We start from the raw sequence: 16,930 nt of genomic DNA, 5'->3' as shown, positions 1-16,930 counted from the left end.
GGGGCGAAGCAGTTCCTGTCCGCGCCGCGGGCCCGGACCCTGCTCAACACCGTCCGGCCCCGCGACCTGGTCGGGCGCACCCGCCGGCAGCTGGCCCCGGAGCTGATCACCGAGGTCGCGGTCATCGACAAGAAGATCAAAGCCGCGAACCAGCAACTGACCGAACTGGTCGCGTCAACCGGCAGCACCTTGCAGCAGCTCCACGGCATCGGTCCGTCCGGCGCGGCCCGGCTGCTGGGCGACATCGGCGACGTCAGCCGCTTCGCCAGCCGGGATCACAACGGCTACCGGGTGGTGGGGCGGCTGGACGAGGCCATCTTTGCATCCTGGAACGGCACCGCGCCTATCGACGCGTCCTCCGGCGACCAGCGCCGTCACCGACTGTCGCGGGCCGGGAACCGGCGCATCAACCGGGTCCTGCACATCATGGCCATCGTCCAGCTCCGCAACGACACCGAAGGCCGCGCCTACTACCGCCGGAAACTCGCCGCGGGCAAAAGCCCGATGGAAGCGATGCGCGCCCTGAAACGCCGACTGTCCAACGTGGTCCATCAGCAGATGGTCAAGGACGCGGAACGTGTCAGGACGGGCCCGGGAGGGCAAATGGGAGCGACTCAACAATCCAGCGCGGCCGGCTCAATCCCGACAGCCGGCACTTCGGAAAAGCCATTTCCCGGACCCGCCAGAACCCACTCTAGAACACCGCTCCTGGCCGCATCTTGACACAGAGGGGGGCCAGGACCGGAAGCTCTGGACCTCGATGCGCTTGTCACCCGCTGTGACGACCGTTCGCCGACTGCCGCGCACCAACGGCGGCATTCGATGAGTGCGTCAAAGAACCGGGGGAATTGCCTCCAAGCGGATTGGTGACGACACCCGGTCGGACCCGTCGTTCCGGCGAGTCGCGCATGACAATGCAGCGATGCCGGAGAATCTCGAACCACGCCACATGTTCACCGAGGGATCCGTCGAGCAGGTTGAGCGGGTCGCAGCGGTCGTCGATGCTCTGCTTGCCGATCCGCGGACCCCGGCGGCGGTGCAAACGTTCTATGACCCCGTCACCCAGTTCGCCGGCGACACGTTCCTCAGTCTCGCCCCGAACGATCCGCAAACCATCAGCCCTGCTGATCTTCTCGCCGTCAGCCTTCTCACAGTCTCCCCTGGTGCGGTCGCGGTCCGCGCCCTCCTCCCAGGCGGGCGGATCGCCGATCAGGTCTCCGAACTCCTGGCCACGATCCCTGCTGACGTCCCGTTGTGGGACGCCTCCGACCTCGACCTCGCTCGGGCCGACACGTTATGGAACCTGCTGAAGACGACCGATGCTGGCGTAGAGCTCAAGGTGACCTCCTGCTGGCAAGCAGAACTGTCATTCGAACCGCAGTTTCAGACGGACGGGTGGCAAATGCTCGTCACCATCGCGGCCGCAGCCACGACGGTGCCCTCGCTGCACCCGATGGTTGGCGCGCACTCGGCGGCAGATCCGGAAACGTGATCAGCCACTTGGTTTCGGGAGGGCGTCCTCGATTGCATCGGCGGCTCATTACGTTCATGATCGTCCTCCAGGTCCTCGGACAGCGCCCGCGAAACGCGGGGTGTCTGCAGCACCGACTTCCCGGAGTCCCGAGTGCTCCCGCCCAGGCATGGCTCCTTCGCACCGGCTGTGCCGGTGGACGCGGTTCGTGGAGGGGGCTTTCGTCACAACGCGGGCCGCGTGGGGTATCCGTCACGCGAGCGGGAGACCGCCCGAACCAAGGCGCCTCGCGGATCTGGGTCCGGTTGCGCTCGGCCGTACGTCCGGTCGGGCGGAGCTGATGCGCGACCTACACCACGGGACCTTTGGGCTGGCCGCCCCGGAACGCCTGGTCGGTGACTACCAGGATGAAGACGATGCCGGCGCCGATGAGCAGCACCCCTACGGCCCCGAGGAGGTAGGCGTAGCTGGTGTCGTCGAACCGGTGGTTCGTATAGCCGTCCTCGGTGACCAGCGCGTGCGGGGCGTCCGGGTTCACCCAGAGGTTCATGGTGGGCTTCGCCACCGGCAGCGGGCACGGATCGACCCTGCAGTCCATCTCGAAGCTGTACGGGTTACCACGGACCTCGTAGTTGACCACCGCCACCGGTATGCCTATGCGGTGGCCCTTGTTGTCGTATCCGACCCTGTTCTGCCGCGAGATTTGGCCGACCACGAGCATCCCGTGCCGGGCCATCTCGTTCTTGAACTCGGCTTCCCGGTTGTTCTCCTGGTATTGCTTCCATCCCAGCGCTACGGTCACGGCCAGGCTTAGGACAACCGTCACTCGGATGATGCGCTGTGTCCGGGTCACAGGCGCATGGTACGACGGCCGCGCACGGGCGTCAGCCGACAGGCTGGAGGGGGACCGTCCGATCTCGTAGCTCGTCCGACACGCGGGGTACCAGGCATTCTGTCTGGTACACACGCTGCAGCGGCACGGGACGGGTCGCTATGGCTCCTGTCGATGTGGTGCTCGTACGAGTGCCCGGTGTCCGCGTTGAACGCGGCGATGTCGGCACTTGCGTCAGCACCCGACCTCCAGCAGTTCCGAGACGGTGTGGATGGCTGCGCAGAGTTGTTCGATGCGAGCGCGGACACGGCAGGTGGGCTGAGCTCGGGACGGAGTTGCACAGCTGCACAACCTACGCCCGGCGCGAGGTCCAGCGCCCTTCACGGGCAAGACAAGGAATCTTTGGGCTCGCCGCGTCCGTCACCTGCTGTAGCGAGCGCTGTCTGCCACCACGCAACACCCGCGGCATGACCGGACACCTGATCAAGACACGCCGCAGTACCCGTGGGCGAGCCTGACGACCACGGAGTCAGGAGCTCATGGGCCGGAAATGGAACGCCGAGCGGATCGCTACCGCCCGCAAGGCCAAGCCTTCGATGTCGGTGAAGCCCTCAAGCCTGGCTATCGCGGACTCCGCGGTGCTGACGTCACTGACCGACACCCTGATGCCGTTGAAACAGAGCCAGGCGTCGGCGGAGACCGGGTCGATCCCGAGACGGTCGAGGTCGCCGGTCAGTGTTGCTCGGACATGGATGTCCCGGTCGCGTTGTTCGAGGATTTTCAGATCGATCAGGTCGTACTGATGATGTTGAAAGAAGTAGACGCTCGACTCGGCGGGTTCACCGGTAGCCTCGACCGTCTGGCCGGTCATGGTGCGCCAGCTGGCTGTGGGCAATGGCAGCCAGTCGACATCCAGGAAGATCTTACTGCTGCCGTAATCCCGGCTCACCTCGGCGAACGGGAACCGGAAACTCCAAGTCAGTCCGGCCGACAGACCGATGTTCGGGTTGTCGAAGAGCAGACCGGCCCATCCCGGCTTCGTGCGTGCAGCGCTCGCCGCCCTGGCCGCCCAGGCCGGACACTGGACGTATGTGTCGTCCGGCAACGCCTACGCGGCATTCGACACCCTGGGCGCGGACGAGTCGTTCCCGCTGCGGGAACCCACCGACCAAGACGAGGTGAGCCGGGACCTTTACGGCGAAGCCAAGGTGGCCAGCGAACAGGCCAGTGCCGCCGCCCTCGGTGACCGGCTACTCATCGCCCGCTCCGGCTTGATCGGAGGCCCCGGGGACGCGAGCGGCCGGTCCGGTGCCTGGGTGACCCAGGCCGCCCGCGCACCCGAGGAACCAATGCTCGTCCCCGACACTCCCGACCTGCCCACCCAGGTCGTCGACGTCCGCGACCAGGCTGCCTGGATCCTCGACTGCGCCGAGCGCGGCACCACCGGCGCGTACGACGTCGTCGGCCCCACGGTGCCGTTCGGCGAGTGGGTTGAACTGTGCCGTCGGATCGGCGGCCACACCGGCCCGGTAGCGCATGTACCGCAACAATGGCTCCTCGGGCAGGACGTAAAGCAGTACATGGGTGAGGACTCGCTGGCGATGTGGGTCGTCGAGCAGGGATGGGAAGGCTGGTCCGCCCGCACCGGAGCGGCCGCCGTCGCTGCCGGCCTGCGCCACCGCGACCGCGCCGAACTGGTCACCGACATCCTCGCCTACGAACGGGCAGAGGGGCTCGACCGGCCGCGCAGGGCCGGCCTCAGCCCACAACGCGAACGCGCCCTGCTCGCCGCGTTCCGCTCGGCGTAGGTCGGCGGCGTCGGCGGTCGTTCCGCCCTTGACCTGCCGGCCCGGCTCGATCCGGCAACAATGGCGCGACGTACGTCCGGCCGGACCTCGAACATCACGCCGTCGACATCGAGCATGAGCGCCCTCGCGGGGTCGGCGACCCACGCCACCTGCGGGCGTACCGCCGGCGGCCCGAACTCCGACATCCGCTGAGTCCCCGATGTTGAGCTCACGCGAACCACCAGCATCCAATCATGACCGCTGCGATGCACTGCCCACACACACCACCACGGCCACAACGCCGCAGCCGGTGGATCAGTGTGACGGTTAGCAGCGAGCGGATCGCGGCATGTCCGCGTGGCGGCGCTGTCGGGCACCGTGGTGGCGCACGGGATGATGTGACCTGTCTTTTTGAAATATGACTGGGGCGCTCGGCGAGCGGTGCGATTTCAGTGCCGCTTCAGTGCCGTGTTCCTCGCACGACCAGCCCCGACTCATAGGCGACGATCACGGCTTGGACGCGGTCGCGGACACCGAGTTTGTAGAGGATCCGGCTGACGTGTGTCTTGACCGTCTCGGCGCCGACGACGAGCAGGTCCGCCACCTCCGCGTTGGAGAGCCCTTCGGCGACGAGCCGGAGGATCTCCGTCTCCCGCTGGGTCAGCAGCGCCAGCGGCGCTGCGGTGTCGTTCGCCAGTGGCCGCAGCCGGGTGAACTCGCTGATGAGCCGGCGGGTGACCGACGGCGCGAGCAGGGCGTCGCCGGCCGCGACCACGCGCACCGCCTCGAAGAGGCTCTCCGCACCCATGTCCTTGAGCAGGAACCCGCTGGCGCCGGCGTCGAGCGCCCCGTAGACGTACTCGTCGAGATCGAACGTCGTCAGCATGACGATGCGCGGCCCGTTCCCGCCCGCGGCGGCGAGGATGTTCCGGGTGGCCTCGATGCCGTTCATGACCGGCATCCGAACGTCCATCAGTACCAGGTCCGGGCGCAGTTCGCGGCAGATCCGCACCGCCTCGGCGCCGTCCTGCGCGCTCCCGACGACAGTCAAGTCGGGTTGGGTGGACAGCAGTGCGACGAACCCGGCCCGTACCACGTCTTGGTCGTCGGCGACCAGGATGCGCACAGTCATCGGCCTCCTCCGGCCACGGGTAGCACCGCCTGGACCGCGAAACCGCCGAGTTCGCTTCGAGCTGTGCGCAGCGTTCCGCCCGCCATCGCTACCCGCTCCCGCATCCCGAGCAGTCCGAAGCCGTGGGCCTCCGTCCGGCCGGCCGAACGGCCCGCCCCCGGACCGGCATCCCAGATGCTGAGCCGTAGTGCATCGTCGGCGTAGCCGACCTCAACGTCCACCGCAGCGCCCGGTGCGTGCTTGCGGCTGTTGGTCAGCGCCTCCTGCACGATCCGGTACGCGGCGAGCTCGAGGCCCGGATCCAGCGTCCGGATTCGGCCGCGGAAGATCAGCCGGACACGAGACCCGCCCGCGGCGCGTGCGTCGTCCACGAGGGTGATGAGCTGGCCGAGACCCGGCTGCGGAGCGTCGACCGGCTGCGACCCGGCATCGTCGCGGAGCACGCCGAGCAGCCGGCGCATCTCGGTCAGCGCGAGCCGCGCGGTACCGGCGATGCCGAGCAGCCGGTCCGCGCTCTCCGCCGGCAAGCCTTGTGTGGTGAGGCGGGTGGTGTCGGCCTGCACGGAGATCGACGAGATGTGATGGGCCACGAGATCGTGCAGTTCCCGGGCGATCCGGGCCCGTTCCTCGCGGGCCGCGTAGGCGTCGGCCATGTCGGCGTGCGCGCCGTCGGCCGCGATGCGCTCGGCCGTCTCCGCTCGGAACCGGCGTGAACTGCCGACGGCCAGTGCACCGGTGGCGGTCACGACGACCAGCCCGGTGCGCCAGCCGGCGGTTCCGACGGCGTACGCGATGGAAGGCACCGCGAAGAGCAGCGCAACGCGGTAGGAACTCCGCACGGCGACGAGGTAGAGCACGGCGGCCTGGGCCAGGAGCGCACCGACGGTGGGCTGCCCGCTGAGCACCAGGGTGAGCAGCACCGCGGCCGTGACGACCGCACCGGCCTGCCACAGCAGGCCACGGACGAAGGCCAGCGGAAGCGTCGCACACCAGGCGAGGACAAGATCGCGTACCAGGTCGGCAGGGTGCAGCACCACCTGCGCCGATCCGAGTGCGCCCAGCAGACCCGCCACCACGGGCGGCGGCAGCGGGAACGTCGGCAGGCGCACGCCCTCCATTATCGCCGTCCCCGCATCCCCCGTGCGGGGGACGCCACGCTACCGAAGATGGCTCGCTGTCGTGACGGCCGACGTCGTGGCGGTGACTTACGGTCGCTGTTGTGCCGCAGATGACGATCGAGGCCCAAGGGCTGCGCAAGTGCTACGGGACGACCGTGGCGGTTGAGGACCTGACGTTCACCGTCCAGCCCGGGAAGGTCACCGGGTTCGTCGGCCCCAACGGCGCGGGCAAGTCGACGACGATGCGCATGATGCTCGCCCTCGACCGACCCGACGCCGGGGTGGTGCTGATCGGTGGCCGGCCCTACCGGGCGCTGCGGGAGCCGGCGCTGACGGTCGGCGCATTGCTGGACGCCGAGGCCACCCATCCCGGCCGGCGCGCCGAGGATCACCTCCGGTGGATGGCGCAGTACAACGGGCTGTCCCGTCGACGCGTCCACGAGGTACTCGACCTCGTCGGGCTGAGGTCGGTCGCGCGGCAGCGGGTCGGCGGGTTCTCATTGGGCATGCGCCAGCGGCTCGGGATCGCCGGCGCGCTGCTGGGAGATCCGCCGGTGCTGATCCTCGACGAGCCGGTGAACGGGCTCGACCCGGACGGCATCCGCTGGATTCGGGGGTTCCTGCGCTCGCTGGCCGCGGACGGCAGGACGGTCCTCGTCTCCAGTCACCTCATGGGCGAGTTGCAGGACACCGCCGACCACCTCATTGTCATCGGCCGCGGCCGCCTGCTCGCCGACACCAGCGTCAAGGCCTTGCTGGACGAGACGTCCGATGGACGGGTCACCGTGCGCACCGGCGAGCGCGCCGCAGCCGTGCAAGTCCTGGCCGACGCCGGTGCGACCGTGGCCATCGTCGACCTCGACACCTTGACCGTCAACGGCATGGACGCGGGTGAGGTCGGTGCGCGCCTCACCGCCGCCGGCGTGCCGTGCTCCGAGCTGAGCCGCCACCGCGCCTCGCTGGAAGAGGTCTACATGGAGATGACGCGGACGTACACCATCTTCGGCGACGGGACACGGCCGTGAACCTACGCCGGGCGTTGCGCGCCGAATGGACGAAGTTCTGGTCGGTGCGTAGCACGACGCTCGCGCTGCTGGCCATGGTGCTGCTCACCCTTGGGCTCAGCACGCTCGCGGCGTCGCTGTCGCACAGCGACGCCTACGAGGGTCCGATCACCTACGACCAGCTCCATTTCGTGCACGAGCCGATGATCGGGGACGGGACGCTCACCGCCCGGGTGGCGTCGCAGAAAGCGACCAGCGCCTGGGCCAAAGCGGGGATCATGTTGAAGGCGAACCCGACAGCCGGCGCGCCGTACGTCGCGCTCATGGTCACCCCGGCGCACGGCGTCCGGCTCATCGCCGACGCCACGACCGAGCTGGCCGGGACCGCGACCACCGCACCGCGCTGGCTCCAGCTGACTCGCTCCGGGCAGACGTTCACCGGCGCGGAGTCCGCCGACGGCAGTTCGTGGCGCACGGTCGGGACGGTCACCGTCGCGGACCTGCCGACCCGAGCGTTGGCCGGCCTCTTCGTCGCCTCGCCGCCGACCGACGTGCCGCTCGCGCTCCAAGGCAGGACGGGCACCATCAGCCGGTACCTCCAATTGGGCGAGGCGGACTTCGATCACGTGACCGTGGCTGCGGCGAATGCCGGCGCAGGGCCGCCGGCCGATGCCTGGCGTGACTCCGACGTGACCCCGCCGCCGCGCCAGCGCGGAGCACCGAAACCCGGACCGGAGACCATCATCAACATAGACCTCCTTCCGGGCGGCAGCACCCGCGACGGCAACGGGACGTTCACCGTCACCGGCAGCGGTGATCTCGGCCGCGTCGGGATCGGCGGGGTCAGCCTGGCCGGCCCCACCGACCTGGTCCGGCAGTCCCTGGTCGGCGCCCAACTCGGCATCATCGGCGCCGTGGTGCTCGGCGTGCTGTTCATCACCTCGGAGTACCGGACCGGAACGATCGGCGCCACGCTCGCGGCGAGCCCGCGGCGAGGCCACGTGCTGGCGGCCAAGACCGCGGTGCTGACAGGTGTCGTCTTCGTTGTGGGGCTGCTCCCCGGCTTCGCCGTGGCCTTGTTCTCCCCGGCGCTGGAGCGCCGCAACGGCTACCGGCCGCCGATCTTCCCAGATCCCCCGACCGTCACCGATCCGGTCGTGCTGCGCGCAATCATCGGTACCGCGGCGTTCCTCGCCCTGATCGCCGCGTTCAGCCTCGCGGTCGGTGTGATCCTGCGCGGGACGGCCTCGGCCGTCATGCTGCTGCTCGCGCTTCTCGTGGTGGTACCGATCGTCGCCTCAGGCACCTCCGACGCGGCCAACACTTGGATCAGCAGGGCCACGCCCTTCGCCGGCCTCGCGATCCAGCAAACGATGGACGTACCCTCCGAGACCGTGATCGGGCCGTGGGCAGGCTTCGCGGTGCTCTGTGCGTACACAGGGGTCGCTCTCACCGCCGGCTTCTGGCTCCTGCTCCGGCGCGACGCGTGAACCGCGCACTGCTCGCCGAGTGGACCAAGCTGCGCACCGTGCGCTCGACCGTGGCCGTCGCCGCCGGTCTGGCCGTGGTGATGGTCGCGGGGACCGCCCTGATCATCGCGAACACCAACGTACCGCTGTGCGCCGGCCGGTCCCCCGACTGCGGAACCGTGGACACCACCGCGCTCACCCTCTCCGGCGTCCACTTCGCGCAACTCGCCGCGATCGCGCTGGCCGCGCTGGTGGTCGGGGCGGAGTTCCAGCCACGGACGATCCGCACAACGCTGGCGATGGACCCCTGCCGCGTTCGGGTGTTCACCGCGAAGAGCAGCGTCATCGCCGGCACCGTGCTGGTCGGCGGCGCGCTCGGCGTCGCCGGCGCGATGGGCGCCGCCACGGTGCTGTTCGACGACAAGAGCGTCACCGGGCACACGGCCACCCTGCCGCGTGCCGCCGGTACAGTGCTGTATCTGGTCCTTGTCGCATTGCTGAGTGCCGGCGTCGCCACTGCGGTCCGCCACGCGGGCGGCAGCATGGGGGCCGTCGTGGCCCTGCTGTACGGCCCGTATCTGCTCACGACCGTGGTCCCGCTACCAGTGCACACCCTGCACCTGCTGCAGGACCTCGCACCGATGACCGCAGGGCTGGGGACCGCACCGCTCGGCCCGTGGGCAGGTCTGAGCATCCTCACCGCGTACACCCTCACCGCTCTGGCAATCGGTGGCGCCCTGTTTGTCGTTCGCGACGCATAAGCCCTACGCCGACTAGCCGTGCATGGTGCGTCCGGTCCACCGTGGAGTTGCCGGTGGCTCTGACTGCCGGCAACACCGGTTGTTGAGGTTCGGGAGTGGACGCAGCGTGCGGAGCTGGCGCAGGTGAGCCTGGCCAACCACATCGAGGTGACGCTCGACGCTGAGCACGCACGACTACCGGACCATGCGCACGCAGTGGGGGGAGCGGGCCGAGTGTGGGTCGCCGCGGCCGTGGCCCGGGGAGCAGTTCGGGAGCATCGCGGTATCGGTGTCCGATGGCAGCGGCACGGCCTACCGCTTCGCCTCGGCGCAGGCTGGAGGCATGGGGACCGAATGGGTGATGCAGTGGCTGTTCCGGCCGACGCCGCCGGTGACGGCCGGAACCTGACGCTTGACTTCAAGGATCCTACTGGGACGCCTGTCCGGATCGACCTTCCGCCGCCGCCGTCCGCTTGATCCGGTCTGGCGAGGGCGGCAGCTGGTGCAGCGTCCAGGCCCCGCTGCGTTGGCGGTCGTCGCTACCGCTTGTTTTTCTCCTCCTTGATCTGCTCGGTCACCGACGTGACGATCGTCGAGATGATCTTTTCGGACCCGCTGCCTCCGAGATTGGTGAAGTCCGAGTCGGGCATCTCAGCACGCAGCATGGTCGCCATCGTGCGGTAACCCCTTTCGTCGAGCTGCTTCGCCAGGCTGGTCATGAACTTCTGAGCATCGTTCAGGTCGGTCTTCGGCGTCGGAGCGGTCATCGTGCGTTCCTCTCATCCGGGTGTCGGGTGACACCTGCCCTGAGAAGACGGGGTGGGCCTGCCATTGATGCGCCGGTTCAGGTCGGGAACCGGACACGGATCCCGGGCAGAGACGTCGATCGCGCTGGCGCAGTTGGGGCCGTATTACGGTGAAGGACCGCCGATCCGGCAACCGCAAGGAGATCTTCGGCGCGCCCTGACAGCTGCGGCGCGGCTTCACCGCCCGCGCTTCGGGGGCGTTGTGTCGCGGGCCCGGGTGGGCGATTGCGGGCCGGGTGGAACCGGTCGCGGCCGCTGTGCGCCTGTAGGAGGTGACCGTGCTCTCGGAACCGGCCGTCCGGGGCGACTTCGACGCGCTCTACGCGGCGCAGTTCGCTCCCATGGTGCGGCTGGCCTGTGTGACGACCGGAAGCGTACCGGCGGCGGAGGACATCGTGCAGGAGGTGTTCCTGGCGTTGCTGCACCGTCCGGACGTCCGCGAACCGACCGCATGGCTGCGCCGCGCCGTCGTGTCCAGATGCACCTCCTGGGTGCGCCGTCGTCGGCTGGAACGACGCCATGCCAGCCAGCCTGAGCCTGAACCGCTCGTGCCGCTCGGGCCGGACGCGATCGCCGTCCGTGCCGGCCTCACCAGGCTGCGGCCGCGGCATCGGGCGGCCATCTTCCTGCGCTACTACCTCGACCTGTCCGAGGCCGACATCGCCGACGCGCTGAACTGCCGGCCCGGCACCGTCAAGTCCCTGCTACACCGGGCCCACTCCGCACTGCGGGAGCACCTCGATGACCACTGACCAACGCCTGCGCGCCGCCGTCCACGAACTCGTAGAGGCGATCCCCGTGCCCACGGTGGCGCCTCCCGTCATGCCGCTGACCTCTCGCCGGTCATGGCGGCCCGTGCTCGTGGCCGCCGCCGTCGTGGTGCTGCTGCTCGCGGTGGGGCTGGTGCGCTTGCCGGCGACGCCGAGCGCACCTGCCGCCGGTCCCGCCACGCTACCGCGCGTCTTCGCCGGTCACTCCCTCCTCACCGCCACCGTCTCCGCCGCGCCTGCCGGGCCCGCGATCGCCATCTACGGGTACGGGCAAGGCGACATGCCCTTCCAGACCCCGCAGCTCATCGCCGTCGGGATGGACGGCCGCACCTACCGCGTCATCGACCTCGCCAGTAAGCGTGGTCGGTCCGTCGACACCCTTGCATTCGCCCTGCTGTCTCCCGACGGCAGCCGGGTCGCCGTCGCCGACACGCTCGGGCCGGTCCAGGATGTGGCGATCGTGGACCTGACCACCGGCCGCACCCGCGGCTACCCAGTGCCTGCCGGCTCGGCGGTACAGCTACTCGCCTGGTCGCCGGACTCGAAGCGGCTCGCGTACGCCGTCGCGCCGTATCGGGCGGACAGCCATGGCGACCCCCGGGCCGCGCTCGCCGCCGACGGCGAACTGACACTGCTCGACCTGGCCACCGGCGTCACGTCTACGGTCGCCGGGCAGCGCGGGGTGCTCGACGCGGCGTTCTCCCCCGACGACAGAACGCTGGCCGTCCAGGTCGGCACCGAGCTGCGCCTACTCACCGCCGGCGGGAGCACGGTCGTCCCGCTGCCGGACAGGCACCGGCTCGGCGGGCCGGCCGCCTGGTCGCCCGACGGCACCCGGCTCGCGCTCTTTCGGGTGGCCGCGGGCAGCCCGTCCTGGACCGCCGGGTATTGGGCACCAGACGGGTTGGCGGTCCTCGACCTGCCCACCAGAGTGTCGACGCCGCTCGACACCAACGCGACCGGGGTCCTCGGTTGGCAAGGCGCCGACCTGTTGGCAACCAATTACGAGACAATTGTCTCGGTGCCGCCGACCGGGCCGGCCCGGGTCCTCGCCCGGCTCCAACCCGGCAACGACCACTGGATCGACACGGTGCAATTGGCGACCGCCCGCACCGGCGACCTTCAGGTACGCGATACCGGCGTCGATCGCGGCCCGTGGCCATGGTGGCTGTGGGGACTCACCGTCGGGCTGCTCCTCCTCGCAGGTGGCGTCGTACGCATGGCACTGCGCCGCCAACGGGCTCATTGACACCGCGGCATTCGATGCGCCCGCCCACGCAAGCTTCAATCGACGCACGCACATCGGCACGAGCGCGAGCCAGCGGCGCCGGGCCGTCGCCACTGAGCGTGGCGATCTTCAGGTCGGCCCGGCGCACGAGACCTGCGGCATAGCGGAAGTGACCAGTCAGTCCGTCGACGCGACAGCGTCCTTGATCGCTTGCGCGTCGCTGTCGAGGAACGACCTCTTGCGTTCCGGCGAGTCGGTCTTGAGAGTCCAGCCGTCTTCTGCTTAGCGAGGGATGACGTGAAGATGGAGTGGAAGACCGTCTGGAAGCCTACTTCGCCGCTTCGGTCGGCGTTGTCAGGCGTGAGACGATGGCGAGATGATGCGTGCGGGCGTGTTCGCCGCCGTTCTCGTGCTGAGTTTTCCGGCCGGTTGCTCGGCAGGGCATTCGACGAGTGCGACGATCGAGGTCGATGCCCCGGACGCGTTGGTCGATCAGACGGTACACGTGCGGTTGTCCGGCCTGCACGCGGGCGAGACGGTCACGGTGCGGTCGCTCGCCAAGGACTACCAGGGTGCGGCATGGCACGGCGAGGCCACGTTCAAGGCGGACAACGCCGGTGTCGTGGACCTCGCCCGGACCGCACCGGTCACGGGCTCGTACCCGGGTGTCGACGCCATGGGGCTGTTCTGGTCGATGCGGCCACCCACAGGAGACCCGGACCGGGCAGCGTACAGCCCCCAATCGCCCTGGACCGCGCCCGTCTTCGACGTCCAGCTGTCGGTGACGGTCGACGGCCGCGACATAGCCACGCGTACCGTGCACCGCGCATGGATGTCTGCCGGTGTCACGCACCGTACCCTCGACATGGCGACGGACAAGGCGATCGGCGAGCTGTTCCTGCCCGCCACCGGCGGCACGCCGCATCCTGGCGTGCTGATGTTCGGCGGTTCGGAGGGCGGGGTCGCAATGACGTTCGCAGCCGCGTTGCTGGCCTCGCACGGCTACCCGGTGCTGGCGCTCGGCTACTTCGGCGTTCCCGGCCTGCCGTCGACCCTGCGTGACATCCCGCTGGAGTACTTCGTCGCTGCGGCCCACATGCTCAGCGCGCAGCCGGTGGTCGTCGAGGGGTACTCGCGTGGCAGCGAGGCCGCCCTGCTACTTGCCCAGTACTACCCCGGCCTGGTGCGGGGAAGCATCCTCTACGCACCCAACGACGCCGTCTTCGGGGCGTTCCCGGGGCCGGGCGACGCCTGGACGAACGGCGGCGTCGCGATACCGCACACGGTCATCCCGGTGACCAACGTCGCCGGGCCGGTCCTCGCCATCGCCGGCGATGATGACGCGTTGTGGGGTTCAGTCCCGCAGGCGCGGCAGATCATGCACAACCTCGACGTCGCACACGTCGCCGCCGCCCATCAGGCACTGATCTACCCCGGCGCGGGCCACTTGGTCGGCACGTTCCCGTACCTGCCGATGGGCACAACGTTCGTCAGTCGCGTCACCGGCGCCACGATCTCGCACGGTGGCACCCAGGCCGCGGACGAAGCCGCCCGTAGTGACGGATGGCCGAGGGTCCTCAGCTGGCTGGCCACCCTGACCATGCGTTGAGTTCCGGGCGATGCGCGCTTGATGGCGCACCGTTGTTCCGACGGGCCCGAGGCAGGTACCGCCGAGGTGTTGTTCTCCAGCCTCGCCGTCGCGGGGCGCAGCGGGCACGTCGCGGGACCGGTCGTCCACAAGGGACCGATGTGCGGCCCCAGATCTGCACGACAACGCCGGCACCCCATGGCTACCCGCGGCGCCCGCGGTGCGCCCGCTGTCCCCGGTCCGCAGCCATGATCACATGCACACAACTCGGCACGACCGGTAGCCCTGGCCTTGCCCAGAGCGTTCACGGCCGGTGACGAGCGCTGGCCGATCGCCGCGCTCCCGCAGCGGCATGAGCAGATGTCAAGATCACTCGACTTCAGAGTGGGTGGGTGGGTGGGACGCTGCCGGAGCCGGCGTTGGAGGCCTACTCGACGGTCACGCAGTCGACATGCCCGTAGCGGTGCGTTGCTGCTGGCCCGTTTGACACAAAAGGCGTCGATGTCGGCGCAGTTCAGCTGCGCCAGCGATACACCCGCGCCTTCTTGTCTTTCCGGCAGGCCTCGAGCAGCTGCTCCGCTCGTTCTCGTAACGTCGTGACGTCGGTGTTCTGGCGATGCCGGGCGGCCCAGATGTCGGCCTCGAGCGCGATCGCCACGCGCTCCCATTCGCGTTCCCGGCCGAAGAACCCGAGGCCCGGCGCACTGCGGTGGGCGCGGTCGCTTCGGCGGTCCCACGCCTGCCGTGCCAGGCCGCTGAAACCGACGATGGCGCACCAGGGCAACTGTTCAAGGTCGATCACCGTCGGGCTCGGTTCGTCGGCCTCGGGCAGACCGAGCGCCGGCAGCAGGTCGAGCGGCAGCACGTGGCCCCAGCCGGAATTGCCGCGGTAGTCGTAGGCCGCGACAGCCTGGATCTGCTCCGAGACAGCGGTCAGCCCGACGGCACCGGCCCACTGCTCGAGATCGGCGACGACGGCCTCCGTCGTTCGCGGCGCCGGCTGAGGGCGATGCCGGTACGGGCACGGCGCCCCGTCGACAGGCAGGTGGAACGTCGTGGTCCAGCCGTCGCGCGTCTGCCCATGCACGCCCATGCAGTCGCCGTCGTGCACATACGCGGCCAACACACCAGCGCCGGTAGCGGCGACGAACTGCTCGCTGGCGGCAGCGAAGTCCTGCGGGTCGAGAATCCCCCGGGTCTCCAGGAGTTGCCATCCCCCGCCGAGCTCGTACAGATGCTCATGCTGATAGCCGAAACCGAGCGTCGCCTCCTCATCGACGAGTAGACGGTCGGACCGCGCCAGCACGAACGTCCCAAAGAAACCCACCGGCGGACGGTACGCCAACAACCATCGCCACGCTCGCGCAACTCGACACCACCATGACCACGCTCCGAGCCCACAGCCACTCAACTCGGCAACAGACGGCGAGCACCGCCGGCGGCCGATGTGCGCGCCCGACCAGGCGGCATCGGCGGCTCGCGCTATGTTCTGGCCATGGGTGCAGGCGCCTGCGTGCCGAGCGTTGGTTGTGGAGGCTGGTTGCAGATGTTGACAGGCGCGGTCGAGGTGTACGCGAACCATGGTCTGCTCGTCGTGGGGTCGATCAGTTGGCCGGAGCTGAACTGGGGCGACGGTCCGGCCGATGCCGATGGGCGGCACGTTGTGGTCAAGACACGTGGACAGGCCGGCCACACCCGGGTGTCGTTCTGGTCAGGTTCGATGCCGCTACTCGGAGCGCTCGTCTTCGACGGGGACCTGGCGTTGGAGGATTACCAGATCTTCGTCGGTGACATTGAAAGGCTCGGGCGGTGGACACAGCGGATCTCGCGGACAGGTCCACAGCGAGTCATCATTCGGGTCGATGACCCTGGCTACGCGTCCCGAGTCGACGTCGGGCTGGACATCACCGCTGACGCGCACGTGATGCCGCTACCCGGAACCGGGCCGGTACTTTTCGACGTCCTCACGTCCGACCGGGACGGGATACACCCGGCCAACCAGCGCGGTCTGGCGCTGGACGGCCACGACGCACCCCATCGCCGCCTTGCGGCCGCGATTCGCCTGCTGTCCGACCGCAGTTTGGTAGAGACACGGCAGAACGGATACGAGGCGGGGATCATCGCGGAATGGCTTCGATGGCTGAGCATGGACCTCGACCAGGCCGGCGCGTCAGCGCTCGGGGAACAGCTGCGGCAGCTGGTTATCGCCGCTCGGACCGCCGACCCTGCTGATGGCAGGACCGTCTTGCCGGCCGATGCCGCACGCATCGCCGAGGCGATACTCGACGCGGCGTTCCGGGGCAGCGAATGACGGCCGTACGTTCGATACCGGCGCCGCAAGCCGCCTGCCGCGAGTTGGGACGTCTTCACCTTCGACGCGCCACCCGACGTCCACGCGCGACCTGCATCCGCACATCGGCATTGAGCGTGCACCCAGTCCGCCGAACGGGACGGCCATGCCGTACGGAGCGTGACGGACCGCCGGATGAGCCACCGCGCACCACCGACGGCAGATGAGTGAGCCGGCGTCACCCAAGAAAGTCATGGGTCGGAACCTCAAGGGCACTGTCCGCGTCTTATGGGACAGTTTTAACCCAGCCTGCACTCACATCGGCATCTCCGGGAGCCGGCCGCCCAGCCTCTCGTGGCGCTCCGCAGCGAGCTGATCACGGCGGATGCGGACGTGAGATGGGTGACCGCTGTCGAAAGACTGCCGCACCCACGAAATCGGGCGTGCGTCGGGTCAGGTGCGGTTGCGGCGGGCGGCGAGCCGGTCGGCGATGGCGTTGTAGAGGCGGCCCACCCACGACGGGTCGCCGCCGCCCACCAGCGAATGGGTGCCGAGGAACTGCAGATTCGGGTCGGGGCCGCCGTAGTACTCGGCGTTGGTCTGGCCCGGGATGCGTTTGGGCTGTGCGCTCATCGGTCGTCACTTTTCCCGTGCGCTCCGGCGACCGGTTCGGCCGTACCTACATCGAAGCCCGG

Annotated in this window: 17 protein-coding genes; 10 read left to right on the top strand and 7 right to left on the bottom strand. The window is 69.2% G+C overall.

From position 1 onward, the window contains the following. On the top strand, nucleotides 1-723 hold a 723-nt coding region (locus AB0B76_RS44550; RefSeq protein ID WP_360387637.1), incomplete at its 5' end, for a transposase. 199 nt (nucleotides 724-922) lie between these two features. Then, nucleotides 923-1,492, top strand: coding sequence for a DUF6308 family protein (locus tag AB0B76_RS44545; protein WP_360387634.1), 570 nt, complete (start codon nucleotides 923-925; stop codon nucleotides 1,490-1,492). Nucleotides 1,493-1,820: 328 nt separating this feature from the next. Here the strand turns inward: AB0B76_RS44545 and AB0B76_RS44540 are convergent, their stop codons facing one another. Together AB0B76_RS44540 and AB0B76_RS44535 are read right to left on the bottom strand one after the other, a co-directional pair. After that, on the bottom strand, nucleotides 1,821-2,324 hold the full coding sequence (locus AB0B76_RS44540; RefSeq protein ID WP_360387632.1) for a hypothetical protein: 504 nt from the start codon (nucleotides 2,322-2,324) through the stop codon (nucleotides 1,821-1,823). Between the two features lie 508 nt (nucleotides 2,325-2,832). Continuing rightward, on the bottom strand, nucleotides 2,833-3,252 hold the full coding sequence (locus AB0B76_RS44535; protein ID WP_360387630.1) for a hypothetical protein: 420 nt from the start codon (nucleotides 3,250-3,252) through the stop codon (nucleotides 2,833-2,835). Between the two features lie 49 nt (nucleotides 3,253-3,301). On the opposite strand from AB0B76_RS44535, the gene AB0B76_RS44530 reads away from it, so the two are divergent. Next, complete coding sequence (locus tag AB0B76_RS44530) at nucleotides 3,302-4,111, top strand: hypothetical protein (protein WP_360387627.1); 810 nt, start codon at nucleotides 3,302-3,304, stop codon at nucleotides 4,109-4,111. 439 nt (nucleotides 4,112-4,550) lie between these two features. On the opposite strand, the gene AB0B76_RS44525 is transcribed toward AB0B76_RS44530, so the two are convergent. Together AB0B76_RS44525 and AB0B76_RS44520 are read right to left on the bottom strand one after the other, a co-directional pair. Then, nucleotides 4,551-5,222 carry a response regulator transcription factor gene (locus AB0B76_RS44525; protein ID WP_360387624.1) on the bottom strand — a complete coding sequence of 224 codons (672 nt, stop codon included), beginning with the start codon at nucleotides 5,220-5,222 and terminating at the stop codon, nucleotides 4,551-4,553. Then, nucleotides 5,219-6,331 (bottom strand): sensor histidine kinase, encoded by a 1,113-nt coding sequence (locus tag AB0B76_RS44520; protein ID WP_360387622.1) that lies wholly within the window; start codon nucleotides 6,329-6,331, stop codon nucleotides 5,219-5,221. Before AB0B76_RS44520 ends, AB0B76_RS44525 begins: the two co-directional genes overlap by 4 nt. Before the next feature lie 119 nt (nucleotides 6,332-6,450). On the opposite strand from AB0B76_RS44520, the gene AB0B76_RS44515 reads away from it, so the two are divergent. The 3 genes from AB0B76_RS44515 to AB0B76_RS44505 are packed head-to-tail and all read left to right on the top strand — an operon-like array spanning nucleotide 6,451 to nucleotide 9,574. Beyond that, a complete protein-coding gene (locus AB0B76_RS44515) occupies nucleotides 6,451-7,365 on the top strand; it encodes an ATP-binding cassette domain-containing protein (protein ID WP_360387644.1) in 915 nt (304 codons plus the stop codon). Further along, complete coding sequence (locus tag AB0B76_RS44510) at nucleotides 7,362-8,834, top strand: hypothetical protein (RefSeq protein ID WP_360387620.1); 1,473 nt, start codon at nucleotides 7,362-7,364, stop codon at nucleotides 8,832-8,834. The genes AB0B76_RS44515 and AB0B76_RS44510 overlap by 4 nt, the downstream gene beginning before the upstream one ends. Beyond that, complete coding sequence (locus AB0B76_RS44505) at nucleotides 8,831-9,574, top strand: hypothetical protein (RefSeq protein ID WP_360387617.1); 744 nt, start codon at nucleotides 8,831-8,833, stop codon at nucleotides 9,572-9,574. The genes AB0B76_RS44510 and AB0B76_RS44505 overlap by 4 nt, the downstream gene beginning before the upstream one ends. Before the next feature lie 518 nt (nucleotides 9,575-10,092). Here AB0B76_RS44505 and AB0B76_RS44500 read toward each other — a convergent pair. Beyond that, nucleotides 10,093-10,320, bottom strand: a complete 228-nt coding sequence (locus AB0B76_RS44500) for a hypothetical protein (RefSeq protein WP_360387614.1) — start codon at nucleotides 10,318-10,320, stop codon at nucleotides 10,093-10,095. A 317-nt stretch (nucleotides 10,321-10,637) separates the two neighbouring features. Between AB0B76_RS44500 and AB0B76_RS44495 the strand changes: the two genes are divergently transcribed. The 3 genes from AB0B76_RS44495 (at nucleotide 10,638) to AB0B76_RS44485 (ending at nucleotide 13,966) form a co-directional block, all read left to right on the top strand. Next, nucleotides 10,638-11,111, top strand: a complete 474-nt coding sequence (locus AB0B76_RS44495; protein ID WP_360387611.1) for a sigma-70 family RNA polymerase sigma factor — start codon at nucleotides 10,638-10,640, stop codon at nucleotides 11,109-11,111. Beyond that, nucleotides 11,101-12,378, top strand: a complete 1,278-nt coding sequence (locus tag AB0B76_RS44490) for a hypothetical protein (protein ID WP_360387609.1) — start codon at nucleotides 11,101-11,103, stop codon at nucleotides 12,376-12,378. The genes AB0B76_RS44495 and AB0B76_RS44490 overlap by 11 nt, the downstream gene beginning before the upstream one ends. Nucleotides 12,379-12,733: 355 nt before the next feature. Further along, nucleotides 12,734-13,966: an acyl-CoA thioesterase/bile acid-CoA:amino acid N-acyltransferase family protein gene (locus AB0B76_RS44485; RefSeq protein ID WP_360387606.1), complete on the top strand. Its 1,233-nt coding sequence runs from the start codon at nucleotides 12,734-12,736 to the stop codon at nucleotides 13,964-13,966. A 493-nt stretch (nucleotides 13,967-14,459) separates the two neighbouring features. Here AB0B76_RS44485 and AB0B76_RS44480 read toward each other — a convergent pair whose 3' ends face one another. After that, complete coding sequence (locus tag AB0B76_RS44480; RefSeq protein WP_360387603.1) at nucleotides 14,460-15,272, bottom strand: hypothetical protein; 813 nt, start codon at nucleotides 15,270-15,272, stop codon at nucleotides 14,460-14,462. A 213-nt stretch (nucleotides 15,273-15,485) separates the two neighbouring features. Here AB0B76_RS44480 and AB0B76_RS44475 point away from each other — a divergent pair, with 213 nt between their 5' ends. Beyond that, nucleotides 15,486-16,256: a hypothetical protein gene (locus AB0B76_RS44475; protein WP_360387600.1), complete on the top strand. Its 771-nt coding sequence runs from the start codon at nucleotides 15,486-15,488 to the stop codon at nucleotides 16,254-16,256. Nucleotides 16,257-16,688: 432 nt separating this feature from the next. On the opposite strand, the gene AB0B76_RS44470 is transcribed toward AB0B76_RS44475, so the two are convergent. Further along, on the bottom strand, nucleotides 16,689-16,868 hold the full coding sequence (locus tag AB0B76_RS44470; RefSeq protein ID WP_360387597.1) for a hypothetical protein: 180 nt from the start codon (nucleotides 16,866-16,868) through the stop codon (nucleotides 16,689-16,691). Nucleotides 16,869-16,930: the final 62 nt, after the last annotated feature.

Source organism: Dactylosporangium sp. NPDC049140, from assembly GCF_040648435.1.
Note: the sequence above shows the minus strand (reverse complement) of the source record. Positions and strands in the feature narration are given on the sequence as shown.